This window comes from Roseateles sp., from assembly GCF_039595595.1.
GTDB lineage: Bacteria > Pseudomonadota > Gammaproteobacteria > Burkholderiales > Burkholderiaceae_C > Roseateles.
In genome coordinates, this window is sequence record NZ_JBCNLG010000043.1 from 1 (window position 1) to 23,812 (window position 23,812).

At 67.3% G+C, this 23,812-nt stretch carries 22 protein-coding genes; 2 read left to right on the forward strand and 20 right to left on the reverse strand.

From position 1 onward, the window contains the following. Nucleotides 1-283: 283 nt before the first annotated feature. The 8 genes from ABDW61_RS25100 to ABDW61_RS25135 all read right to left on the reverse strand — a co-directional run bounded on the left by ABDW61_RS25100 (nt 284) and on the right by ABDW61_RS25135 (nt 9,467). Nucleotides 284-1,723 carry a sulfite reductase subunit alpha gene (locus ABDW61_RS25100; RefSeq protein ID WP_343642707.1) on the reverse strand — a complete coding sequence of 480 codons (1,440 nt, stop codon included), beginning with the start codon at nt 1,721-1,723 and terminating at the stop codon, nt 284-286. After that, on the reverse strand, nt 1,723-2,808 hold the full coding sequence (locus ABDW61_RS25105; protein WP_343642709.1) for an FAD:protein FMN transferase: 1,086 nt from the start codon (nt 2,806-2,808) through the stop codon (nt 1,723-1,725). Before ABDW61_RS25105 ends, ABDW61_RS25100 begins: the two co-directional genes overlap by 1 nt. Then, on the reverse strand, nt 2,805-3,653 hold the full coding sequence (locus ABDW61_RS25110) for a DUF4198 domain-containing protein (RefSeq protein WP_343642710.1): 849 nt from the start codon (nt 3,651-3,653) through the stop codon (nt 2,805-2,807). The genes ABDW61_RS25105 and ABDW61_RS25110 overlap by 4 nt, the downstream gene beginning before the upstream one ends. A gap of 47 nt (nt 3,654-3,700) precedes the next feature. After that, nucleotides 3,701-4,237 carry a DUF2271 domain-containing protein gene (locus tag ABDW61_RS25115; protein ID WP_343642711.1) on the reverse strand — a complete coding sequence of 179 codons (537 nt, stop codon included), beginning with the start codon at nt 4,235-4,237 and terminating at the stop codon, nt 3,701-3,703. Between the two features lie 120 nt (nt 4,238-4,357). Continuing rightward, nucleotides 4,358-4,996 (reverse strand): PepSY-associated TM helix domain-containing protein, encoded by a 639-nt coding sequence (locus ABDW61_RS25120; protein WP_343642713.1) that lies wholly within the window; start codon nt 4,994-4,996, stop codon nt 4,358-4,360. Beyond that, nucleotides 4,993-5,673 (reverse strand): Fe2+-dependent dioxygenase, encoded by a 681-nt coding sequence (locus ABDW61_RS25125; RefSeq protein ID WP_343642714.1) that lies wholly within the window; start codon nt 5,671-5,673, stop codon nt 4,993-4,995. The genes ABDW61_RS25120 and ABDW61_RS25125 overlap by 4 nt, the downstream gene beginning before the upstream one ends. 92 nt (nt 5,674-5,765) lie before the next feature. Beyond that, entirely contained in the window at nt 5,766-8,102 is a 2,337-nt protein-coding gene (locus tag ABDW61_RS25130) for a catecholate siderophore receptor Fiu (protein ID WP_343642715.1), read from the reverse strand. Nucleotides 8,103-8,477: 375 nt separating this feature from the next. Continuing rightward, nucleotides 8,478-9,467 (reverse strand): TerC family protein, encoded by a 990-nt coding sequence (locus ABDW61_RS25135; RefSeq protein WP_343642717.1) that lies wholly within the window; start codon nt 9,465-9,467, stop codon nt 8,478-8,480. A 293-nt stretch (nt 9,468-9,760) separates the two neighbouring features. Between ABDW61_RS25135 and ABDW61_RS25140 the strand changes: the two genes are divergently transcribed. After that, a complete protein-coding gene (locus ABDW61_RS25140; protein WP_343642719.1) occupies nt 9,761-10,117 on the forward strand; it encodes a phage holin family protein in 357 nt (118 codons plus the stop codon). A gap of 67 nt (nt 10,118-10,184) precedes the next feature. On the opposite strand, the gene ABDW61_RS25145 is transcribed toward ABDW61_RS25140, so the two are convergent. Then, nucleotides 10,185-11,753: a M48 family metalloprotease gene (locus ABDW61_RS25145; protein ID WP_343642720.1), complete on the reverse strand. Its 1,569-nt coding sequence runs from the start codon at nt 11,751-11,753 to the stop codon at nt 10,185-10,187. 63 nt (nt 11,754-11,816) lie between these two features. Here ABDW61_RS25145 and moaC point away from each other — a divergent pair, with 63 nt between their 5' ends. Then, on the forward strand, nt 11,817-12,299 hold the full coding sequence (gene moaC / locus ABDW61_RS25150; RefSeq protein ID WP_343642721.1) for a cyclic pyranopterin monophosphate synthase MoaC: 483 nt from the start codon (nt 11,817-11,819) through the stop codon (nt 12,297-12,299). A gap of 12 nt (nt 12,300-12,311) precedes the next feature. Here moaC and ABDW61_RS25155 read toward each other — a convergent pair whose 3' ends face one another. The 11 genes from ABDW61_RS25155 to sucC all read right to left on the reverse strand — a co-directional run bounded on the left by ABDW61_RS25155 (nt 12,312) and on the right by sucC (nt 23,770). Next, nucleotides 12,312-14,114 (reverse strand): Wzy polymerase domain-containing protein, encoded by a 1,803-nt coding sequence (locus tag ABDW61_RS25155; RefSeq protein ID WP_343642723.1) that lies wholly within the window; start codon nt 14,112-14,114, stop codon nt 12,312-12,314. Between the two features lie 67 nt (nt 14,115-14,181). Beyond that, nucleotides 14,182-14,955, reverse strand: a complete 774-nt coding sequence (locus ABDW61_RS25160; RefSeq protein ID WP_343642724.1) for a pilus assembly protein — start codon at nt 14,953-14,955, stop codon at nt 14,182-14,184. 2 nt (nt 14,956-14,957) lie between these two features. Beyond that, nucleotides 14,958-16,379 carry an O-antigen ligase family protein gene (locus ABDW61_RS25165; RefSeq protein ID WP_343642725.1) on the reverse strand — a complete coding sequence of 474 codons (1,422 nt, stop codon included), beginning with the start codon at nt 16,377-16,379 and terminating at the stop codon, nt 14,958-14,960. A gap of 128 nt (nt 16,380-16,507) precedes the next feature. Then, the gene (locus tag ABDW61_RS25170; RefSeq protein WP_343642727.1) at nt 16,508-16,957 is read right to left on the reverse strand and encodes a pilin; all 450 of its coding nucleotides are present in this window, start codon (nt 16,955-16,957) and stop codon (nt 16,508-16,510) included. 279 nt (nt 16,958-17,236) lie between these two features. Continuing rightward, the gene (locus tag ABDW61_RS25175; protein ID WP_343642728.1) at nt 17,237-18,019 is read right to left on the reverse strand and encodes a 3',5'-cyclic-nucleotide phosphodiesterase; all 783 of its coding nucleotides are present in this window, start codon (nt 18,017-18,019) and stop codon (nt 17,237-17,239) included. A gap of 164 nt (nt 18,020-18,183) precedes the next feature. Further along, on the reverse strand, nt 18,184-18,840 hold the full coding sequence (locus ABDW61_RS25180) for an FHA domain-containing protein (RefSeq protein WP_343642729.1): 657 nt from the start codon (nt 18,838-18,840) through the stop codon (nt 18,184-18,186). A gap of 39 nt (nt 18,841-18,879) precedes the next feature. After that, complete coding sequence (locus tag ABDW61_RS25185; protein WP_343642730.1) at nt 18,880-19,674, reverse strand: Stp1/IreP family PP2C-type Ser/Thr phosphatase; 795 nt, start codon at nt 19,672-19,674, stop codon at nt 18,880-18,882. Further along, nucleotides 19,671-20,741 (reverse strand): serine/threonine-protein kinase, encoded by a 1,071-nt coding sequence (locus ABDW61_RS25190; RefSeq protein ID WP_343642732.1) that lies wholly within the window; start codon nt 20,739-20,741, stop codon nt 19,671-19,673. Before ABDW61_RS25190 ends, ABDW61_RS25185 begins: the two co-directional genes overlap by 4 nt. An 18-nt stretch (nt 20,742-20,759) precedes the next feature. Next, on the reverse strand, nt 20,760-21,491 hold the full coding sequence (locus ABDW61_RS25195) for a TerC family protein (protein ID WP_343642734.1): 732 nt from the start codon (nt 21,489-21,491) through the stop codon (nt 20,760-20,762). 197 nt (nt 21,492-21,688) lie between these two features. Continuing rightward, entirely contained in the window at nt 21,689-22,582 is an 894-nt protein-coding gene (gene sucD / locus ABDW61_RS25200) for a succinate--CoA ligase subunit alpha (protein ID WP_343642735.1), read from the reverse strand. Between the two features lie 27 nt (nt 22,583-22,609). Continuing rightward, the gene (sucC, locus tag ABDW61_RS25205; RefSeq protein WP_343642736.1) at nt 22,610-23,770 is read right to left on the reverse strand and encodes an ADP-forming succinate--CoA ligase subunit beta; all 1,161 of its coding nucleotides are present in this window, start codon (nt 23,768-23,770) and stop codon (nt 22,610-22,612) included. Between the last annotated feature and the right edge of the window lie 42 nt (nt 23,771-23,812).

Consider the following 23,812-nt stretch of genomic DNA (forward strand, 5'->3'; position numbering starts at 1 on the left):
CGGCCTTCTTCGCAGTTGCCATTTCGATTCTCTCCATCAAGGGTTGTTGATGTGCCGGGCCCTGGTGAAGGTCTGACGCCTTCGGTACTCGTTGGCACCCTGCGCGGGCAATGGTACTGCGCACCTCTGTCATTGAGAAGGCTCTGACAGGGGAGAAACGGCCCTGAAGTCAACGCCGCGTGCCGTGTCTGTCGCGGGCGCGCATCAATCGCCGCGTGTCCTACGCGCTTCTCTCGTCATCACCTACGGGGTTCCCCGTGGTCATCGCGCATCGCGCGAGCGCTCAGTAGACATCGCGCCGGTAGCGGCCCGTGCGGATGAGCGCGTCCACGCCGTCATCGCCGAGCGTCTCCCGCAGCACCGCATCGACGGCGCCCGCCATTCCCTGCAGGCTGCCGCAGACATAGATCGCCGCGCCGCGATCCACCCACTCCCGCAGCCGGCTCGCGTGGCGGGCGAGCAGGTGCTGCACATGGACGCGCTCCGCCTGATCGCGGGAGAACGCCCAGTCCGCATGCGCGATCAGGCCGTCGCGCTGCCACGCTTCGATCTCATCGCGGTAGTGCGCGTCATGGGCCGCGCGGCGCTCACCAAACAGCAACCAAACCTGCACGCTGGATGGCGCGAGGCGCTCGATCGCGCCGTTGGCCGTGCCCATGCGGGATGCCGCGCGGGCCTTCAGGTGCGCGCGCAGCCCTGCCAGGCCGGTGCCGTTGCCGATGAGGATCAGCGGCCGGTCCGCGTTCGCACCGATGCGGAAGCTCGCATGCGGCCGCAGCCGCAGCGCGACCTCGCCGCCGAGCGGCAGCCGGTCCGTCAACAGCCCCGACGCCAGACCCGGCGTGCCGTCGTCGCGCGCCGTGCGGCGCACCATCAACTCGACGCCGCCATCGCGTGGCAACGAGGCGATCGTGTACTCGCGCGGCCGATGCACGTCGTCGCCGGCCTCCTCGCCCGCCAGGCTCACCTGCACGAGATCGCCCGCCTCCCAGTCCGGCAACGGGGATCCGTCCGCCGGCGTCAGCGCGAGGTGGAACACCGGTCCGCCCTCGCTGCCGGGATTCAAGTGGCGGCGCGTGCGCAGCCGCCATGGCGTGAAGACGGGCGCTTCCCATTCCGCCAGATCGGCGGTGCCGGCGAGATGGCTGAGCCGTTGCCGCCATTGCGCCAGCGCATGTGGATCGGCCCGGTCCGCGTCGATGCGATCGAACATCGGCTGCGCGCCGCGCTCGCGCAGCCAGGCGTCGAGCGCGCGGCCGAAGCCGCAGAAGTGCGTGTAGCTCGAGTCCCCCAGCGCCAGCACGCCCGCCTGCAGCGATGACAGCTCGATCGCGTCGTCCCCCGCCGTCATCAGGTCGCGCGCGAAGGGCGCGGCGCTGTCGGGCGCGTCGCCCTCGCCATGGGTGCTGGCGATGAAGAGCGCATGCCGCGCGCCGAGCAGCGCGGCGCGATCGATCTCGCCGAGCGCCGCGACGCGCACCGGCATGCCAGCCAGGTGCAGCGCCTTGGCGGTCTGCCACGCGATCTCTTCGGCCTGACCCGTCTGGCTCGCGTGGAGCACGAGCACCGGCGGGCCGGCGTCCGCGGCGGGCAGCAGCGCGGCGGATTCCTTGGCTGCCTGCCGCTGGCGCCGGCGGTGACGCCACCACACGGCCGCGCACATCGCCAGATAGAGCGCGATCAGCAGCAACGCCGCCGCGGGACGGGACAGGAACGCGGTCATCAGAGCATCAGTTCGCGCATTACGGCGGAGAAGCGCTCCTCGAAGCCGCCGCCTTCGGCCGCGGTCCGGCGGCGCACCAGCAGCGCGGCCAGCCCGAGTCGATCGGCAAGCGCCAGGCCTTCGTCCGGGCCCAGCACCATCAGGGCCGTCGACCAGCCATCGGCCCACATCGCGCTGTCGTGCACGACGGTGACGGCGGCGAGCCCGTGCTCGACCGGCCGCCGGGTGCGCGGATCAATGGTGTGGGAGCGCCGCGTCCCGTCGCCCTCGGTGAACGCCTTGCGATAGTCGCCGGAGGTCGCCACCGACAGGCCGTGCAGCGCGATGCGCAGCGGCGCGAGGCCGCAATCGGCGGAAGGCGGCTCGAGGTCGACCCACCACGGCTGACCTTCCGGCTTGAGCCCGGCGCCGCGCAGCTCGCCGCCAATCTCGACGAGGTGGTCGGGCAGGCCGAGCCGGGTCATCAGCGCCGAGACCCGATCGACCGCATAGCCCTTGGCGATCGCCGACAGGTCCAACGACAGTCCGCCCGGCTGCGTCAACACGTGGCGGTCGGCTTGCCATCCCAGCGTGGACCAGCCCAGAGGCGCGCGGGCGCAAGCGTCGGCGGACGGCGGCTGGAAGCCGGGCTCATCATGGCGGCGGGCGAGCGCCGTCTCGCCCGACGGACCGAAGCCCCACAGCGCGACCAGCGCGCCGGCGGTCGGGTCGTAGGCGCCGCCGCTCGCCGCCGCGACTCGCAACGCCGCGGCGACGACCGTCGCCAAGCCGTTCGGCAGCAGCTGCGCGCTGCCCGCCGGCGCGCGATTGAAGCGGCTCAGGTCGGAGTCCGGATCCCACTGGCTCATCTGCGCGATCACCTCATCGCAGACGTGGCGCACCGCGTCCTCGATCGCGCCGGTGCGCAATCCCGCCGGGCCGACGAAGCGCGCCGACCAGACCGTGCCCATCGTCTCGCCGCCGATCGCGTGCACGATCTGGCCAAGCGGCGGGGGCTCGCCGGTGATGCGCAGCGGGACGAGCACGCGCGGCTCGGGCGCGTCGACCGCGCCTCGCGCCACCGCCGTCCCGCAGGCCACGCTCACTTGGGCAGCACCTCGAAGGTGGCGCTGACGCTGGCGCGCTGCACGGGCGCCTGCCGCGTGCCGGCGGGTGCGTTCGGGCCGCGCGCCGGACCCGTGCTCGCGCCGAGGAAGTAGCGGCCCGGCTCCGTCCATTCGACGGTGAATTCGCCCTTGGCATCGGTCTTGAGTTCGACCTCGCCAAACTTGTAGCGATAGCGGTTGCCCTCGCGGACCAGCTTCAGTTGCACGTCGGCCGCCGGTTTGCCGTCCAGCATCAGGCGAAAGCGGGTCTTGTCGCCATGGCTCAGGTCGGTGACCGGGCCCAGCGGCAGCAGCTCCAGCCCGTCGCCCTCGGGCTTGAAGTCAACCTTGCCGGCCTCCTCCTTGCTGACGAAGGTCTGCTGGCGGTTGGTCATCACCGTCATCGCGGTGATCTCGGCGTCCGCCGGCACGTCCTTGGCGAAGGTCGCCGGCGTGGTGCGGAAGCGCTTGGTCTCGCCGCCCTGCTTGTACGTGCCCATCAGCGACTGGCTCAGGTTGCTCACCCGCCAGGTGCCGTCCTGCGTCAACTTCACGTCGAAGCTCTCGCGATGGCGCGCCGCGCTGCGGTTCTCCGCCTCGACGCTGCGGCCGTCCGGCGCGGTGATGCGCAGCGTCTCGATCTTGAGCGCGCGCTCGAAGTTGAAGAGGTCCTCGGAGACGGCCGCATCGAACGAGGCCACCGGCTCCTTGCCGTCGAAGGCGGCCTTGTTGGGCAGCAGCCAGGTCATGTGGGCCTGCGCGCTCAGGGGCAGCAGCGCGGCGATGGCCAGCGCGATCGGGGCCGCGCGCGTCGCGAGCCGGGCGGCGATCGAAGTCTTCATCATGGTGATCTGCTCCGTGTCTTGTTGGTGAGGCGAGGGCAGCGCGCCGCTCAGGGCTTGACCGCCAGTTCCAGCGCGCCGAGCTCGTGCTCGCCCTTGGCCGTGGCGGTGGCCGGCGCCTTCACCGGCCAGGTCAGCGGCAGGCGCTGCACTTCCCGGCCGCCGGCTTCGCGGCTGGACTCGACGACGATCTCGTACTGGCCGGGCGGCAGCGCGGCCAGCGCCGGATGCGTGTCGAGCGAGATCACATGCTCACCCGGCGCGCGCGTCGCGGCGGTCACGCCGTCGGCCGGCACCGTCAGGTTGCGGCCGCCCTGGCGCCACCACTGGCGCATGTCCTTGAGCCACTTGGTGCCGGCGTTGTTCTGCTTCTTGATGTCATACCAGACCGCCAGCTGCGCGACGGCGGGACCGGATTCGCCGGCCTTCTCGATCCAGACGGCGACGTAGGGGCGGTGGTATTCGGCGACGTTCAGGCGCGGCAGGTCGAGCTTGAGCTGCACGGTGGCGGCCCAGGCGGACGAGCCCGCCGCCAGGGTGCCCAGGGCACCGAGCTGGAAGAGGGTACGGCTTGCGGAGCAGTTCATGGACGAAATCTCGGTTGAAGGTCGGAAGGATCCTGGCGGCGGCTCGGAACGGAGAACGGCGGGTAAGGAAACAAGGAAACCCGGGGGACGGCGCTCTGGTCGCGCGATCCATGCAAAGGATCAGTGGATCAGCAGCAGGGCCAGCAGGGCCGGGATCACGAGGCCCAGCCCCACCAGCGGCCAGGTGCTGGGCCGGCTGACGGCGTGGAACTTGAGGATCAGCAGGCCCGTGATCGAGAACACCAGGCAGGCGGCGGCGAAGACATCGATGAACCAGCTCCAGGCCACGCCGGCGTTGCGGCCCTTGTGCAGATCGTTGAGGTAGGAGATCCAGCCGCGATCGGTGTCCTCGTACTCGATCTCGCCGCTGTCCCGCGCGATGCGGATCCACGCATCGCCGCCGGGGCGCGGCAGCGCGAGGTAGATCTCGTCGCGGCTCCATTCGGCGTCGCGGCTGTCGACGGCGCGGTCGAGCGTCTTCGCCAGCCAGGCGCGCACCGGGGCGGGCACGGCGGCCTTGCGGTCGGACTCGCCCGCCGCCGGCTTCAATGAAGCGGCCAGCTCAGCAGGCAGCTGCGCCGTCCTGCTGACGATCGCGGGCTTGGCCTCGATGCTGGCGGCGTGGTTCAGCGTGATGCCGGTGGCGGCGAACAGGATCATGCCGATCAGGCAGATCGCCGAACTGATCCAGTGCCACTGGTGCAGCTGCTTCAGCCAGCCGGCGCGCCGCGCCGCAGGGGTCGGGGCGGCGCCGCTCATGTCTCGGCCCAGAGCCGCAGCAGGTTGTGATAGTGGCCGGTGAGCGCGGTGGTCTCGGCGTCGTCGCCCAGGCGGCCGCGCAGCTTCTGGATGGTCTGGTCGAGCTCGAACAGCATTGATCGCTGCCAGTCCTGGCGGATCAGGCTCTGCGTCCAGAAGAACGAGCACACGCGCGCGCCGCGCGTCACCGGCAGCACGCGATGCAGGCTGGTGCTCGCGTAGACGATCAGGTCGCCGGCCGGCAGCTTGACCTCGTGCGTGCCGTAGGTGTCGATGACTTCGAGCTCGCCGCCGTCGTACTCGTCGGGCTCGCACAGGAACAGCGTCGACGAGACATCGCTGCGCAGCGGCTGGTCGGTGCCTTGCTGGCGCATGATCGCGCCGTCGACATGGAAACCGTACTGCTCGCCGCCCTCGTAGCGGTTGAACAGCGGCGCCAGCGTGCGCAGCGGCAGCGCCGCGCTGATGAACAGCGGATGCCGCGCGAGCACCTGGCGGATGTGCTCGCCGATCTCGCGGGCAGCCGGATGATCGGCCGCGAGCTGCCGGTTCTGCTTGACCTTCGCGCCCTGCTCGCCGACGGTGGCGCGGCCATCGGTCCAGTCGGCGGCGTCGAGGAGCTTGCGCATCTCGCGCACGTCCTGCTTGGAGAGCACGTCGGGGATGTGAAGAAGCATGTCCGGATCGATTCGAAACAGGAGGCCGGGACGGACGACGGCCCGCCCCCGCCAGGACGGGAACGGGCCGCGCGTACGCTACCTCAAACTCGTCAGAAGCCGATGTTGGCCATCAGCGAGACCGCGCGCGGTGCGCCCAGGACCAGACGGCCGCCCCCGTTGTTCAGCGAGGACATGTAGTTCCGGTCGAACAGGTTGGTGACGTTGAGCTGCATCGTGACATTCTTGTTGACGCGGTAGGCGCCCATCAGGTCGACGACGGTGAAGGCGGGCAGGCTGGGCAGGCCGGTCGAATTCGGCTGTCCCACGGTGACGACGCGCTTCTGCTCGGCGATGTGGCGCACGCCGGTGCCGATGGTGAAGTCGTTCCACTGGTACGAGGTCCACAGCGTGGCGGCCCACTTCGGCGTCCAGCGCACGCCGTCGGTGACGACCTGGTTCGGGTTGGTCGCGGTCGAGGCGGCGCGCTGGTTGATCGCCTTCGCGTCCATGGTCTGCACGCCGGCGGTGATCTGCCAGAAGTTGGTCAACTGGCCGACGGCCGCCAGCTCGATGCCCTGCACGCGCACCTTGCCGCCTTGCGTCGACAGGTTGGTCACCGGGTCCACGCTGACCACGCCGTCGTTCTCGCTGCGATACACCGCGGCGGTCAGGTTCAGGCGCTTGCTCAGCAGGTCCCACTTGGTGCCGACCTCGTAGTTGGTCGTCTCCTGCGCGTCGGCGGTGCCGGCGGCCTGGCCGGAACTGCTCAACACGAAGTTCGCGCTGCCGGGCGGCGTCAGCGAGTTGCCGGCGGCGGCGTAGACGGTGCCGTTGTCGGCCAGCTTGTACAGCAGCGCGCCATTCCAGCTGGTGATCCACTTGCCGGCGCTGTACTTGGCGTTGGTCACCACGTTGTTGGCCAGCGTGCCGGTGGTGGTGCGGATCGTGTAGTGCTCAGTGCGCAGGCCCAGCGTCAGCTTGAGCGCATCCGTCAGCGCCAGCGTGTCCAGCGCATAGACGGCCTGCGTCGAAGTGCTGCCATCGTTGTCCGCGCCGGTGGCGTAGGGCATCGGCAGGACATCGGCGGCGCTCGGGCGATACAGGTTGGCGTAGGGAACCGTCAGGCCGGTGGTCGCGAAGCCCAGGGTCTTCTGGCTCTCGTACATCAGCTCGATGCCGGTGGTCAGGTCGTGCTTGACGCCGCCGGTGGCGAAGCTGGTCGTGAGGCTGGTCTGGTTGGCCAGGATCTCGTTGGTCTGGTCGACGCGCTGGCGCGAGCGCGAGATCTTCCACGTCGACGGATCGGCCGGATTGATCGACGTGGTCTGCGTGTCGCCGGCCACCGGGGCGCCGAAGATGGTGATGATGCCGGTCAGCACCCGGTCCATGTGCGTGCGGCCATAGCGCGAGATGTTGCGCACCGTCGTGCCGTTGCCCAGGTCCATCTCGAGCTTGGCGGTGACCATGTCGGCCTTGACCTTCTCGCGGTCGTCGCGGCTGCCGTAGAAGTTCGAGCTGTCGACCTTGGGCGCCGTGGCGATCGCGGCAGCGGCTGCGATTTGCGCCGGGGTCGCCGTGGCGGCCGGAGCAGCGACCGTGTAGCCGGGCCAGCCGATCGCCGGAATGCCGCCGTCCGGCACGTTGTCCTGGCGCACGTGCTGCGAGTACAGGAAGAAGCGCGTGTTCGTGTTCAGGCCGAAGGCGACCGACGGCGCGATGCCGTAGGTCTTGCGCTTGACGACGTCGCGGCCAGGCACGCCGTTGTCCTGCCACACCGCGTTCAGGCGCACGGCGGTGTTCTCCATGACCTTCTGGTTGACGTCGACCGAGGCACGCTTGCGGTTGGCGTCCCCGACCGTCACGGTGCCTTCGACGAAGTTGTCGATCTGCGGCAGCTTGGTGATCAGGTTGATGTAGCCGGCGGACGCACCGCGGCCAGTGTCGGCGCCGGCGGGGCCCTTCACCACTTCGATCTGCTCGAGATTGAACACGTCGCGCGTGACCGCGCCCAGGTCGCGGATGCCGTCGACGAAGGTCGAGGTGCTCGCGCTGAAGCCGCGCATCTGGAAGGCGTCGCCAGCGGAGGTGTTGCCGTTCTCGCCCAGCTGCATCGTGATGCCGGGGGTGTTCTGCAGCGCGTCGGTCAGCGACACGGCGCCCTGCTCGCGCAGCACTTCCTTCTTGATCACCGAGATCGTCTTGGGCGTCTCCAGCAGCGGCTGCGTGAGCTTGGACGAGGCGCTCTTGTCCACCTTGTAGTCGGACTGCGCGGCGCCCTGGACCTTCACCTGCGGCAGGTAGGGCGCGCCGGACGCAGAGGCCGTGGCGGTGCCGGCGTCGGCAGGGGCCGGGGCATCGGCGGCATGAGCCAGCGGGAGGGTCAGCGAGGCGGCCAGGGCGGCCAGCGGAGCCACCGTGTGCTTGCGGCTCTTGATGTAGCGGGACATGAAAACGGGCTCCGAGGGAGGAAGTTCTAGTTGGGTTCTCGCTCGGCTGGCTGCGCGTTGGCGGCGTCGTCCCGGCGCTTCACGGCGCACGGTGGCGGGCCCCTCCCTGGTCGCGACTGGCTGGCGGTGGCGGGTGATTGAGGCCGGCGTGGACTCAAAGGTCGCAAATGCTAAGCATTCTCATTTGAGTGTGTCAAAGAAATGCGATGGCACGGGCCGTTGCGCGTGGCGAACGCGCGACGGTGAGCACGGCTTGGGCGGAAAACAGCCCGAACCGGACCGATTCCGGCAAGGAAATGAGAAAACCCGCGGACGCCAGAAGCGTCGCGCGGGTTTGGAGAGGGGGCGCGGGAGGCGCTCCCGCTCAGCTTTGCGTCAATTCAACGGCCTGGGCGCTTCTTCCTCGCCGGCCTCCGGCAGCTTGGGCGCCGTCTTCAGGCTCCAGACCATCGTCACGGCCAGGATCGCCACCACCACGCCCAGCGACAGCAGCACGGGGATCTTGATCACGTCGATCAGCATCATCTTGGCGCCGATGAAGACCAGCACGACCGCCAGGCCATAGCTGAGCAGATGGAACTTGGAGGCCATCGCCGCGAGCAGGAAGTACATCGCGCGCAGACCCAGGATCGCGAAGATGTTGGAGCTCAGCACGATGAACGGATCGGAGGTGATCGCGAAGATCGCCGGGATCGAGTCCACCGCGAAGATCACGTCCGTCATGCCCACCAGCGCGATGACCAGCAGCATCGGCGTCGCGATGCGCTTGCCGTTCTCCAGGGTGAAGAAGCGCTCGCCGTCGAAGTTCTTGCTGACCGGCAGCACGCGTCGCAGCAGCTTCAGCGCGGGGTTGTCCTCGAGGTCCGGTTCCTGGCCGGCCGCCCACCACATCTTGATGCCGGTGATCAGCAGGAAGGCGCCGAAGAGATACAGGATCCAGTGGAACTGCGCGATCAGCCAGCCACCCACCAGGATCATCACCGTGCGCAGCACGATGGCGCCGATGATGCCCATCATGAGCACCCGCTTCTGGTAGGCCGAGGGCACCGCGAAGTAGGTGAAGATCATCAGGAAGACAAAGATGTTGTCGACCGCCAGCGACTTCTCGATGAGGTAGCCGGTGATGAACTCCAGCGCCTTGGTGTTGGCGAGTTCCGTGCTGCCGGTGCCGTCCTTGACGGCCCACCACAGCAGGCCCATGAAGGCCACGCTCAGCGCCACCCAGACCAGCGACCAGTTGATGGCCTCCTTGACGCCCACGTCGTGCGCGCCCTGCTTGCGCAGCACGACGAAGTCCAGGAACAGCGACACCACGACGATGCCGACGAAAACCACCCACAGCCAGGTGGGCACGATCGTGCTCATGACGACTCCTTGCAAGAACGGGAAAGGACTGTACCGATCCCCGGAACACTCGCGGCGTCCGAGGACGCCGTCCGGCCGAAAGGTCTTGCAAGGCTGACACGGCGCGGGGTCGAAGGACCTCGATCCGGAGTCAGGTGCAGGGCCCGGCTGCCTTCACGGCAACGTACTGACGGGCGTCTGCCGCGGCTGGCGCCGCGCGGCTACTCCCCTTTCGGAAGCTTCGGATTATCTTGTGTTGTTTGTCATTTCAACTTCGTATTTTTCTGATGATGAGTGCCGCTATGCTGAGCGGCATGAAAACGCTGACCCGTTGGCTGCTGCTCGCCGCCGCGCTGCTGCTGGTGGCGCACCTCTACCCCGGCGTGCAGGTGAAGAGCTTCATCACGGCCCTCATCGCGGCCTTCGTCCTGGGCCTGTTCAACACCATCCTGCGTCCGGTGCTGGTGCTGCTCACCCTGCCCGTGACGCTGCTGACGCTGGGGCTGTTCCTGTTCGTCATCAACGCGATGCTGTTCTGGGCGACGGCCTCGGTGCTCGATGGCTTCGCGGTCGCGGGCTTCAGCGCGGCGCTGATCGGTTCGCTGATCTATTCGCTGTGCGGCATGGCCATCGACGTGCTGATCGAGCGCCTCTTTCCCGACAGCGAATGAACGGATGAACAAGAAGGCCGCTCGTTCGAGCGGCCTTCTTTGTGAGCGCGAACGCGCGGCGAAGCGATCAGGGCTCCGCGCCTGGCGGCACGCCGCGTGGATACATCTCGGCCAGCAGTTGGCGGCGCTCGTAGCGCAACTCCCGCAGACGCGCGTCGATCACTGACGCCTCGAACTGGTCGGCCGTCTTGGCCCGTCCCTGGCGCTCCGCCGACGCGAGCCGGTCGATTGCGCCAGTGATGTCGCCGAGCGCCGCGCGGGACTCGCCCTGGGCTCTCAGCGCGCGCAGCGGCTGCCCGAGTTCCTGCCACAGCGTGCCGCTTTCCTGCCAGGCCAAGGCATCGCGCGCATGCAGCGCGAGATGCGTCTGGAGCGCTTCAGCGGCCTCCCGCTTCACTTCAGGGCGCGGGTCCGCCTGCGCCAAGTCGGCGCGCATCATGAGCATGGGCCGCGAGCGCTCGCCCTTGAGCGGTTCGAGCGCCGCGAAGCCGGCCTCGGTCTTGCCGCGCGCGAGTTCCAATTCGGCATGCGCGTAGACCAGCAGCCGCTTCGCGCCCGGGTCCGCGCCGAGCAGCCCGGCCAGCGCGTCGGCGGTCTTCAGCGAGGCCTCGGCACGCGAGAAATCGCGCAGCTTGATCGACGCCAGCGCGCTCGTGTAGCGCGCCGCCAGCTGGTCGATGTTCTCGGTCTGGCGCGAGCCGGCGTCCAGCCCCTGCAGCACGCGCCACGGGTCGGTGCGCTGATCCATCAGCACGCGCGCGCGCGCCGCCATCAGAATGTGTTCCGAGGTGCCGACCAGCTTGCCCTGCCCCTTGGTGCCCAGGCGCGCGCGGGCTTCGCCAATCCGCTCGCTGGTCAACGGGTGGCTGCGCAAATACGGGTAGGCGCCCGAGTCCATCAGGTGATAGGCCTGCTCCATGCGCTCGAACATGCTGGCCATGCCCGCGCCCTGATAGCCGGCCTGGGTCATGACCTGAAAGCCGACCCGGTCGGCCTCGCGCTCCATGTCGCGCGAGAAGTTCAGCTGCGCCTGCGCCGCGGCCGCCTGGCTGCCCACGATGGCCGCCTGCGCGCCGTCCATGCTGCGGCTCTTCGCCGCGGCCAGGATGCCCAGGATCAGCCCGACGGTGGCGAGCGCGCTCGTGCGCGCATCGCCGACGATGCTGCGCGCGATGTGGCGCTGCGTGACGTGGGAGAGTTCGTGGCCCAGCACCGACGCGAGCTCGTCGCGAGCGCCGGTCATCGCGATCAGGCCGAGGTGCACGCCGACATAGCCGCCAGGCAGCGCGAACGCGTTGACCGACTTGTCGCGCACCAGGAAGGCCTCCCAGGCGAAGCGGTCGCTGGTGTCGTCGCTGATGTTGCCGAGCCGGCGGGCCGCGTCGACGAGCGGCTGCCAGGTGTTCTGCACGTATTCGAGCAGCAGCGGATCGTCGATGTAGTCGGGATCGACGCGGATCTGCCGCATGACCTGGTCGCCGAGCTTCTTCTCGGCGCCGATGCTGACCTCGGCGGACACGGAATCGCCGAGCGCCGGCAGGTTGACCTGCGCGATCGCGCTCTGGCCGAGCAGGGCCGCGCTCAGCAGCACCGCCAGCGCGCGGCGCGTGAAGGGAATGGGGTTCAGTCGCTTCAAGGGATCTCCAGGGACCAGAACTATGATGACGCCTCTACGGTTTCGCGATTGTTGCCGCGCCCCATGAGCTCGCCTCTCACCCATTTTGACGCCGATGGCCAAGCCCACATGGTGGACGTCTCCGGCAAGGATGTCACGCACCGCGTGGCGCGCGCGGCGGGCCGCATCCGGATGAAGCCCGAGACGCTGGCCCTGATCCGCGAGGGGAATGCGAAGAAGGGCGATGTGATCGGCGTGGCGCGCGTCGCGGCGATTCAGGCCGCGAAGCGAACTTCCGAGCTGATACCGCTGTGCCACCCGCTGCCGATCACGCGTGTGGCGGTCGAATTCGCGCTGGATGAGGTGGCGAGCGCGGTGATCTGCACCGCGCAGGTGGAGACGCACGGACGCACGGGCGTGGAGATGGAAGCGTTGACGGCGGTGCAGGTGGGCCTGCTCACCGTGTACGACATGTGCAAGGCCGCGGACCGCGGCATGGTCATGGAGCAGATCCGCGTGCTGGAGAAGCACGGCGGTAAATCGGGCGACTGGGTCGCCGCGATCTGACCGGCCCGCGGCTCAACGCAATTCGCGGAAGCCGTACTCGCGCTGCGGCGGCTCGCACTGGAAGGGCTTGGCTGCGGCGCCGAGCGAGGCCACTTCCTCGCATTCGGCCAGCCACTCGTCGCTGGCGCTGTTGTGGAACTCGCGCAGGCGCTCGACGAGATAGCGGGCCTTGTCCGTCTCACCGACGGCATTGAGCGACTTCGCCCAGGCCATCAGCAAACGAATGTCGATCAGGTGATGGCCGGTGCGCCGCGCGGCGTCGAGCGCCAGTTCACCCGGAGGCAGCACGGTCGCTTCGGCGTAGTCGGCCTGCAGCGAAAACAGCGGCGAGCGCTGGCCCGAGGCGATGCGATCCTCCAGCGGAGAGGCTCCTGCGGGCGGCGCGTAGATATGGACGATGCGCAGGTAGTCCGCGATGACCAGGGGCATCAGCGCCGCGATCGCGAGTCCCAGCAGTGTCAGCAGCGGCCGGCGCTTCCCCAGGGATGGCGCGTCATGCTTGCGCGTGGTCCCGTCCGGCGTGGATTCCGCCAGGCTCAAACCGAACGCCAGCGCCGCCGGGAGCAGGAAGTAGGCATACCAGAGCGGGTATTCGAACTGGCTGTGCAAGCCGATCATCGCGACCAGCATCGCGGCACAGCGCGTCGCCGCGGTGCCACGCACGGCACGTGCGAAGCCGCTCCACAGCCCCCAGCCGAGCAGGCCCAGCGTCAACAGGCCCAGCGGCAGGCCCATTTCCACGAGCAACTGCATCTCGAGGTTGTGGGTGTGATCGAAGAACGCGACGGGACGATCGGGAAACGGCGTCAAGGTCCAGGCGAAGTTGAAATCGCCCCATCCCGCGCCAGTCAGCGGGTAGCGCTGCAGCAGGCCGACGGCGTTCTTCAGGATTGCCAGGCGCGTCGGTGAGCCGGCGCCTTCATCCGATACGCGCGACTGCGCGCCGAACGCGTGATGGCTGACGGCCGTGTACCACTCCAGCAGCGCCCAGCCGACGGCGAACATCACGAGCGTCGAACCGAGAGCGATGCGGATCCGCGGCGCAAGGCGTGCATCCACGGCACCCCAGAGCGCCAGCAGCCCGACGCCGATCATTCCGGTACGCGAGGCGCTGAGCAGCACGCAGAACACGAAGAGAAACAGCAGCAGGTACAACGCGAGAGTGCCGAGCAACGCGCTGCCAAGGCGGCGCGCCAGCCATTCGCCCTGCGCGAGCCACACCGAGGCGACGCAGGCCCACATCAACAGGCTGGCGAGGTGGTTGGGCTGCCGCATGTTGCCCACCGCGCGGCCGACCAGCCCGGAGCGCGCGATGAAGGTGCCATCGGCCAGGGCGGGAAAGAACATCTGCACGACGCTGACGATCACGCTCAGCAGGCCCGCGCCCACCAGGGCGACGCAGAAGGCGGTGAGCAGGTCGTCGCGAAGTTCGGGCGTGATCGCCCGCCCCGTCTGCACGGCGAGCAGGGCGCCCAGCAGCATCGCCGCGCTGGTCAGCGCCATCGACCACGGAAGGCCGTTCATCGACGGCGCCGCCAGGGCGGCAGCGGTCATGAGCAGCAGGCCGAGCGACACGCCATCGACGCGCCAACCTGCCCGCAGCGAGCCGCTCCAGGCCAGGCCGGCGACCGTCAAGCCCAGTCCGGCGAAGGCCAGCAGCTGGTTGTACAGCGTCGCCGACGGAGTCTGGTTGTACGCAACGAGCGGCGCGAGCGTCACGCCAAGCAGCAGGCCGATGAGCGTGAGGAGCTGGCGATGCGGTGCCGAAGCGGCGTCGGAAAGATCGGCGGCAGGCGCCGTCGCGGCGAACGTCATGAACGGTCCGGGTCGTGGGGACAGGGCGGAACTCTAACGCCCTTGCGGCGGGGTGCGCCCGCGACGGTCAGAAGCTGTCGATCGGCGCGAAGCCCACGGGCTCACCACTGGTTTTGTCGATGAGCACCGACCAACTCGTATCGCGCGCGATCATTGGAATCACCGCAAGTTGCTCCAACGGTCTGCCGCTGCGGGCGACGGCATCGTCGAACGCGGCGCGATCCTTCGCACGCGCCACCAGCGGCGCCAAGGGCTTGGCCACTTTCAGCGCATGGCGCCGGCCCTCCGCGCCCCAGGGGCGCCAGAAGAGCGGGCGCGCGCCGATATCCGTGCCAGCCATTGCCTTGAAGATGGCGTCGCCGCGTTGAGCGTCCGTCGGCTCGACGGTATCCACGAGACGGGGGCCGTCCAGCGGCAGGGCACGCAGCCCCTCGACCGCCTTCGGCAATTCGTCCATCACGACGTCATTGGCAATGGTGAGACGGAATCGTTCGGCCTCCAGCGCCAGCACGGCCGGCCGCGCCAGATAAACGGTGTGCAGCCCGTAGCTGAGCGCGGCGAGCTGCAGTGCAACGATGATCGCCAAGTCGCGCTTGAGTTCGCGCATCGGCTTGCGGATGTCGAAGATCGCCAACGTGATCAGCGGGCCCATGACGATGTCGACGCCCATCACCAGGAACAGGAGTTTCTCTCCGCCGGAGACGATCCGATACGGCCAGGGATACCAGACCAGGAACACCAGGGCAGCAACCGCCATGGCGACGACAAGGCAGCTCAACAGGTGCACGCCAGCGGCGCGCGCGCGCCGGCGCCATTCGAGAGGGGCTTTCGAGGAAGTCATCGTCAGAACCAGCCGTAGGACCAGAAGCGGAAACTCAGGAATTGATTGCCGATCGGCTTCTTCATCGGCTCGCCAGTGTGGATATGAGGAATGTCGTCGGGGACTTCCATCAGGGCCAGCGACGTGGCTGTCACCATCGCTGACAGCACCAGGGCGCGCCACGCGACGCGGGGCAGGGAACGGCGCGTTGCCAACGCCTCGGCGGAGGCTTCCGCCTTCGTCTCAAGCGACATCAGCAACGCGATCAGGACGGCGATCCACATCTGCGAGACCGGCATGACCCAGTTTCCCGAGAACCCGCTATCGACGAGCAACGCAACCGTTGCAGTCAACAGCGCGCATGCAAGCACGAGCTGGGCGGATGCAAGGCGCCGTACGTTTTCCAGCGCCCGCTTCAGGAAGCGCACGGCGAACCACGCGATCAGCAGAGTCGCGGGCAGACCGTATTCGGCCAGCACCTGGACATAGACGTCGTGAGGATGGCCCGCGATCGGGTTGACGGTATTCGTGAAGTGCATCGGACCGACACCCAGCCACGGGGAGGTCGCGAAGAGATCGAGCGCCTGACCTGCAAGGAAGCCCCGGAAATGAGGGCTCAGAATGCCGTCCGTCATGGGCTCGGAAAGGTAACGGAACCAGAAGTACCAGAGCAGACCCATGGCGAGCGCACCAGCGCCAAGGGTCAACGTCATCGTCCACGCGTATCGCCAACTTGCCCGACCGAAAACCGCCAGGGTGACCAGCGCGCCGGCCAGCAGCGCGAGGATGGATGCACGGGCCAGGTAGAGCGTCAGGATCGCACCACCGGTGACCAGCGCGATCGCGGCGGCGACACGGAGCCACCGTCGCGTGCCTGGCCTCAACAACACCACGCCCGCCAGCGGCAGCGACATGCTCTGCACATGGTTCAGGAAGCGGGCGTTGTCAAAGCCGAAAATGATTTCCCAAGGCGCGAACAGGTCTGGCGCGCTCACCGCTCCAACCAGCATCACCAGCACCCAGATGACGCCGTACACGGCGGCGCCGACGGCCACCAGCTCGAGGAATCGATCGCGAACGCCAGGGACCGCAAATGCGCGAGACAACTGCAGGGCCAATATCAGCAGCCCTGCGAACAGCGCGACTTCCCTCGCCGCCACAAGTGGATGCGCGGCATGCAAGCACGACGCAACAACCAGCACGCCCAGGACAGCGAGCAGCCGACGAGAGGCGCCCTCTTTCCAGCCCGGGCCGGGCGGAGACGTGAGCGTCCAGACGCCCGCCGCGCCGAGCAGGATTCCCAATTGAATCAGCCGCGAAAAATCGTGTGGGCCCAACTTCGTGGGGACCGCGCTGTGTAGGACCGGCACGGCCCAAAGCAGTATGGCCAGCGCCAGCGCCAGCCAGCGGCCCGTCGGGAAGTGGGTGGTGATGCGGTTGTTCAAGGCGGCCCAAATGGTAACGCCGTCAGCCGGACCGATCGAGCCGCCCGGACGGCAAATGAAAAAAGGAGCCCGAAGGCTCCTTCTTACGGAATGGCCTCGCGGCCATTCACCGACCTGATCAGGTCAGATTAGGTCGGCTTGCAGCTGGCCGGCAGGTACTTCTTGTCGATACCAGTGCTGGCGGCCGGAGCGCAGGCCCAGTTCATTTGGTCGCCGCCGTTGATGCGGGTACCGGTCAGCGTGATCGTCTTGCCGTCCACGCCGGTGCCAATACCTTGGGCGGTGGCGGTCAGGGTCGCCGTGTTGGTGTCAACCTTGGCATAGGCCAGACCGGAGACGTACTTGGTCGCGTTGAATTCCAGGCCCAGCGTCGTTCCGTCAGCCGGCAGTTCGCCCTTGACCGACAGCCATTCCTGGATGGCGGCCTTCGGTTGGCTGGCAACGCCGATGACTTCCGTGACCTTCGACTTCTTGATGTAGTCCGAGTACGCCGGCAGAGCCACGGCAGCCAGGATACCGATGATCGCCACGACGATCATCAGTTCGATCAGGGTGAAACCTTGTTGAACGCGCTTCATAAAAACTCCAAAGAGAGAGTGGGGTAGAGACGACCCCATTGAACGCAGGGCGCGTGCCAGCCACTGTGCTTGCTCGTTTCGTGAATGGCGTCACGACCTGTCGAACACCGCCTGACTTCAAGTGACCATTTTTGTCAGCGCATCTGGCGAGTTTTGTCACTCGCAGTTCTTCGGACAAGGTTTGTCGGCAAATCACGGACAGGCAACCGCGCTCCCTCCAAAACGAAACCGCCCGCGGCGGAAATCCGGCGCGGGCGGTTGGAAGGTGGGCATGCAGTCTCAGGCCAGCGTGAACTCCTGGAAGTTCTCCAGCGCGGAGATCCGGTGCGTCGTCCGAAGTCCCATCACCGTGCCCATCACGGCCGCCCGCTCTCCTGGCTTGATGTGGGTGATGTGCACATCAATGGCGCCGCCGAGTTTCGAGAGCTCCTCACGCAAGGTCGTGGGGCAGAGGTGCTTGCTGATGCCGGCCAAGCCGCATTCGTCGTCGCCAAAGGCACATTCGATGATCAGATGCGCCACCTTCATCGTCGCCAGGCGATCCCACAGCGCCGGATTGGGGCCGGTATCGCCAGTGAACACCCAATGTCCCTTCGCACCACCGTCCACTGCGAACCCCACCGCAGGCACCGTATGCGCCGCGCTCAGGACTTCGATGCGTCGATCCCGTCCGAGATCAAGGCGATCGCCGACAGCAAATTCATGGAAGGTCAGCGCGGGGCGCTGGGGTGTCGGCAACCGAGTGAAGTCCGGCCAGATCACGCCGTTGAAAACATGCGCGCGGAGCGCTTGCAGCGTCTCCGGCAGCGCATGCACCTTGACCGGCGGGCGGCCCTCCTGCGCGCGCCGGCGCTGCACGGTGTCGGCCAGCAGGCCGATCGCCAGCACATGATCGAGGTGGGAGTGCGTCACCAGGATGTGGTCCACCCGGGTCATCGCTTCGACAGTGAGCTCGGCCACGCCGCTGCCGGCGTCGATGAGCACATCGTCGTCCAGCAGGAAGGAAGTGGTCCTGTAGCCGGCCGCCAGGGCGCCGGCACAACCGAGCACGCGAATCTTCATGCCGGCGACTTTAGAGCCAGCCTCGCGAGCCGCTAAGCGCCGAATCCTCGAATCGGGGACTTATTGCCGTCGCTTACGAGGCCCCCTCGGAGCGCCGTGAAAACCTGCACACGCGTAGGTGATCGCCGGACACGGCGGAAGCATTTCGATACAGAAATGCGCCGTCAGGCCTGCACGAATTGCATTTGCGTCCCGGCCAGCTCGATCACGTCGCCGTTCTTCAACGGGACCGATTCGGCCGTCAGCGGCGCACCGTTCACCACGGGCCGTGCGCCACCCTCGACGTGCGCGAAGACGTAGCCGCTTGGCCGCTTCGTGATCGAGGCGACCTGCACGCCCGGCTTGCCCACGGTCGTCACGACCTTCGTCAGCGTGACCTCGCGGCCCGCCGCAGGACCGTTGAGCACTTTGATCGCCGCCGGCGCGGTCGACACCGGCGCCGGGCCCAGACCGCCGAACGACGACGGCAACCCGAACCCACTGCTCGGCGCCGTGCCGGGGCGCAGGATCATCGTTTTCTCGTAGTCGCCGTTGTCCTCGATCAGGAACTTGATCTTGTACTTGCCGACCTCGATCACGTCACTGTGCGACAACAGCTGCTTCTTGATCGCCTTGCCGTTGATGTACGTGCCGTTGGTCGAGTTCAGATCCTCGATGAAGACATCCGACCCCACCATCTGCAGCACGGCGTGCTCGCCGCTGACCGCAAGGTTGTCGATGACGATGTCGTTGTAAGGTCTACGACCGAGCGTGGTCTTGTCCTTGGTGATCTGCACTTCCTTGATCACCACGCCGTCGAGCGACACCACCAGCTTGCCCATGCTTGACCTCGAGTCCTGTCTTATTTGTAGCGGGCCGCCTCAGCGGCGCCCATTGTTTCGACTGAATGGCCACCACGCCCATGGCTTGGTGCGACTTTCCGCGCGAACCAGAACGATCGCAATATTATCCTTGCCGCCCATGTCATTGGCTGCGTCCACCAATGCCTGCGCCGCTTCGGGCAGATCGCTGTGGCTTTGCAACACCTGTGCCACGCTGCTGTCATCGACCATGTCCGAGAGGCCGTCGCTGCACAGCAGGATCTGGTCGCCCGGCAGCAGGTCGTGCTGATGGACCTCCAGCATCACGGTGTCCTCCACGCCCACGGCCCGCGTCACCAGATTCTTGTTGCTGCTGAACACCGCCTCTTCCGGCGTCAGTAGACCCGCGTCGATCTGTTCCTGCAGCAACGAATGGTCACGCGTCAGTTGCACGAGCTGGCCATCGCGATAACGGTAGGCCCGCGAGTCGCCGACATGCCCCAGCAGCAAGCTCTGCTCCCGGAACACCGCCAGCACCAGCGTGGTCCCCATCCCGGCATAGCGCGGGTTGGTGTTCGCCGCATTGAAGATGGCGCGGTTGGCGTTGTCCACGCAGATGTCCATCGCACGCCTGACATCGATGTCGGTGGCGTGCTGACCGGTCTCCGCCAGCCAGCGGCCCAGTTCCGACTTGATGAAGGTCGTCAGCATCTGGCTGGCGACTTCCCCGGCGTTGTAGCCGCCCATGCCGTCCGCGAGGACCGCCAGCCCGACGCTCGGCTCCAGGGCGACCGAGTCTTCATTGTTGTCGCGCACGCGTCCTGTGTCGGTGGCGCTGAAGAACTCCAGGGTCATGTCTTGCTGGCGGGATCGGCTGGGGGAAGGGGATTGTGCACTGCGCCCTGGGACTGTAGCCGCAAAGTGCGCTCGAACGCCTGTCCCGCCGGTGGGGGGGTTGTGGCGCCGGTGCTATTGGCAAGTTCCACCGGAATCTGGCTGAGCACCGACTCCAGATCCTGCGCGAGCGTGTCGCCGCGCTGATAGCGGAGTTCGGGGCGCTTTTCCAGGGACAGGGCGATCACCATGGCCAGCGATTCGGGCAGCTCCGGCCGCAGGCGGCGCACATCCGGCGCGGCCTGGTTCATGATGTGTTGCATCAACGCCGCCATCGACTCCGACTGGTGCGGGAGGTGGCCGGTGAGCAACTGGAACAGCATCGCCCCCAGCGAGTAGAGGTCGCTGCGCCCGTCGACCGGCAGCCCGGCGAGCTGCTCCGGCGACATGTAGGACGGCGTTCCCAGCACCAGGCCGGTCCGCGTGCGGCTCCCGTCGGCGACGCGGGCGATGCCGAAGTCCATGATCTTCACGCTGCCGGATTCGCGCTCGAGCATCACGTTGGCCGGCTTGATGTCGCGATGAACCACGCCGTGGCTGTGCGCGTACTGGAGCGCCCGCGCCAGGCGGGCGCCAAGCAGCAACACTTCTCGCAGCGGCAGCAACTGGCCCGGGCGGGTGTGGTGGCTCAGGTCCTGGCCGACGACGTACTCCATCGCGATCCAGGTGTCGCCGGCGCTTTCACCTGCGTCCAGCACCCTCAGGATGTCCGGGTGATCCAGATGCCGGGCCGCGCTGGCCTCGCGCATGAAGCGGTCACGGACGTCGATCAGGTCCTCGGGCGCGAACTCGCGCTGCAGCGCCAGCCGCTTGATCGCGACCGCCTGGCCATCGCGGCGGTCGACGGCCCGGTTGACGACCGCCATCGCACCGCGGCCGAGCTCTTCCCCGATCTCATAGTCGTCGAGCGCCACGCCCGCCGGGCGCGGCATCGGCTGCGTGGTGGGCAAGCTGTCGGGCGAGCCTGGTCCTTCGCCCTCCGACGCGCCTCGGCCCAGCAGTCGCTTCAGGAAGCCGGAGGCGCTCATGACATGGCGGGCCTTTCGTCAGGCTTCGGCCGGGCGGCGCGCGGCCAACATCTTGCCGACGATCAGCACGAACAGCGCGCCCCCCACGCCCAGGGCGTAATAGAGCTGCGGCAGCACTTCGGTCGTGCCCGGCTTGTCCCCCGCCTGCATCGGCAGCCAGGCGTTCAACGCCGGATCGGTGACGACCATCGTCCCGGCGATCCAGCCCAGCAGCATCGCGCCCAGCGTGATCACGATCGGGAACTTGTCCATCAGCTTGATCACCAGTTGGCTGCCCCAGACGATGATGGGGATCGACACCAGCAGGCCGAAGATCACCAGCGGCATCTGATGGCTGCCGCCCGCGCCTTCGGCGGCGCCGGCGATCGCGATGACGTTGTCCAGGCTCATCACGAAGTCCGCGATGATGACGGTCTTCACCGCGCCCCAGAGCTTGTCGCTCGCTTCCATCTTCGAGTGGTCGTCCTCGCCTTCAGGCAGCAGCAGCTTGATGCCGATCCACAGCAGCAATGCGCCGCCCACGAGTTTCAGGAACGGCAGCTTCAGCAGCGTCAACGCGAAGAAGATCAGCACGACCCGCAGCACGATCGCGCCGGCGGTGCCCCACAGGATCCCGCGCGTGCGCAGGTTCGGCGGCAGCTTGCGGCACGCGAGCGCGATGACGACGGCGTTGTCGCCACCCAGCAGGATGTCGATCATGATGATCTGGCCGACGGCGAGCCAGAACTCGGGGCTGGAGAGCATGTCCATGGAGGAGGTACCCGCGCCAGGCGCCTCGCGCACGGCGAAGGCCCAGTCTAAAGCGTTGGAGGGACGAATGAGAAAAGGGGCCCGAGGGCCCCTTCATTCATTCGAGGGGTGCGAACGAATTGTCCGCGCCGCCCCCTGGAAGCCGCTTGCGTGAAATTACGCACCGGCGCCTTCCAGCATCAGGTTTTTCCTGTCGATTACAGCAGGCCTTTCAGCAGCTTGCCCATCTCCGACGGATTGCGCGTGACCTTGAAGCCGCACTCTTCCATGATGGCGAGCTTGGCATCGGCGGTGTCGGCGCCGCCCGAGATCAGCGCGCCGGCGTGGCCCATGCGCTTTCCCGGAGGAGCGGTGACGCCCGCGATGAAGCCAACGATCGGCTTCTTCATGTTGTCCTTGCACCAGCGCGCGGCTTCCGCCTCGTCCGGGCCACCGATCTCGCCGATCATGATGACGGCGTCGGTGTCCGGGTCGTCGTTGAAGGCCTTCATGACGTCGATGTGCTTCAGGCCGTTGATCGGGTCGCCGCCGATGCCGACCGCCGAGGATTGACCCAGGCCGATCTCGGTCAGTTGAGCGACCGCTTCATAGGTCAGCGTGCCGGAGCGCGAGACCACGCCAATGCGGCCCTTGCGGTGGATGTGGCCGGGCATGATGCCGATCTTGATTTCGTCGGGCGTGATCAGGCCGGGGCAGTTCGGGCCCAGCAGCAGCGTCTTCTTGCCGCCGGCCAGTTCCTTGGCCTTCATCTTGTTGCGCACTTCCAGCATGTCGCGGACGGGGATGCCTTCTGTGATGCAGATCGCCAGGTCCAGGTCAGCCTCGACAGCTTCCCAGATCGCGGCGGCGGCGCCCGCGGGCGGCACGTAGATCACGGAGACGGTCGCGCCGGTCTGGGCGGCGGCTTCCTTCACGGTGCCGTAGATGGGGATGTCGGAGAACTTCTCGCCCGCCTTCTTGGGGTTCACGCCGGCGACGAACGCGTTCTTGCCGTTGGCGTAGGCCTGGCAGCCCAGGGTGTGGAACTGACCGGTCTTGCCCGTGATGCCCTGGGTGATGACCTTGGTGTCCTTGTTGATGTAGATGCTCATGTCGTATTCCTTGGCTGGGTCTGCGGCTTACTTGACGGCGGCGACGATCTTGGTCGCGGCTTCGGCCATGGTGTCGGCGGCGATGATGGGCAGGCCGGACTCGGCCAGCATCTTCTTGCCCAGCTCTTCGTTGGTGCCCTTCATGCGGACGACCAGCGGCACGCTCAGGTTGACGGCCTTGCAGGCGGTGATGACGCCTTCGGCGATGGTGTCGCACTTCATGATGCCGCCGAAGATGTTCACGAGGATGCCCTTCACCTCGGGGTTCTTCAGCATGATCTTGAAGGCCTCGGTGACCTTCTCGGCGGTGGCGCCGCCGCCGACGTCCAGGAAGTTGGCCGGCTCGCCGCCGAACAGCTTGATGGTGTCCATCGTGGCCATGGCCAGACCGGCGCCGTTCACCAGGCAGCCGATGTTGCCGTCCAGCGAGATGTAGGCCAAGTCGAACTTCGAGGCTTCGACTTCAGCCGGATCCTCTTCGTCCAGGTCGCGGTAGGCGACGATTTCCGGGTGGCGGAACAGGGCGTTCGAATCGAAGTTGAACTTGGCGTCCAGCGCGATCAGGTTGCCCTTGGAGTCGCAGTTCAGCGGGTTGATCTCCACCAGCGACGCGTCGGTGTCCATGTAGCACTTGTACAGCTTGGCGAACAGGTCGACGGCCTGGTCCACCGAAGCGCCGGTCAGGCCGATGGCCGCGGCGATCTTCTTCGACTGCTCGGTCGTGATGCCGGTCAGCGGGTCGATGTACTCGGTGATGATCTTCTCGGGGGTCGAGTGGGCGACTTCCTCGATGTCCATGCCGCCTTCGCTCGACGCGATGAAGGCGACCTTCTGCGTGCCACGGTCGGTCACCAGCGAGACGTACAGCTCATTCTTGATGTCCGCGCCTTCTTCGATGTAGAGGCGGCGGACCTTCTGGCCTTCCGGGCCGGTCTGGTGCGTGACCAGTTGCATGCCCAGGATCTGCTCGGACAGCGCCTTCACGTCGTCCAGGCTCTTGCCCAGCTTGACGCCACCGCCCTTGCCACGACCGCCGGCATGGATCTGCGCCTTGACCACCCAGACCGGGCCGCCCAGCTTCTGCGCGGCTTCGACCGCTTCTTGCACCGTGAACGCGGGAATGCCGCGCGGCACCGGCACGCCGAACTGGCGCAGGATTTCCTTGCCCTGGTACTCGTGAATCTTCATAGGGAGGTCTCGCTTGATGGATGAATCAGGAAGAGGCCGCCG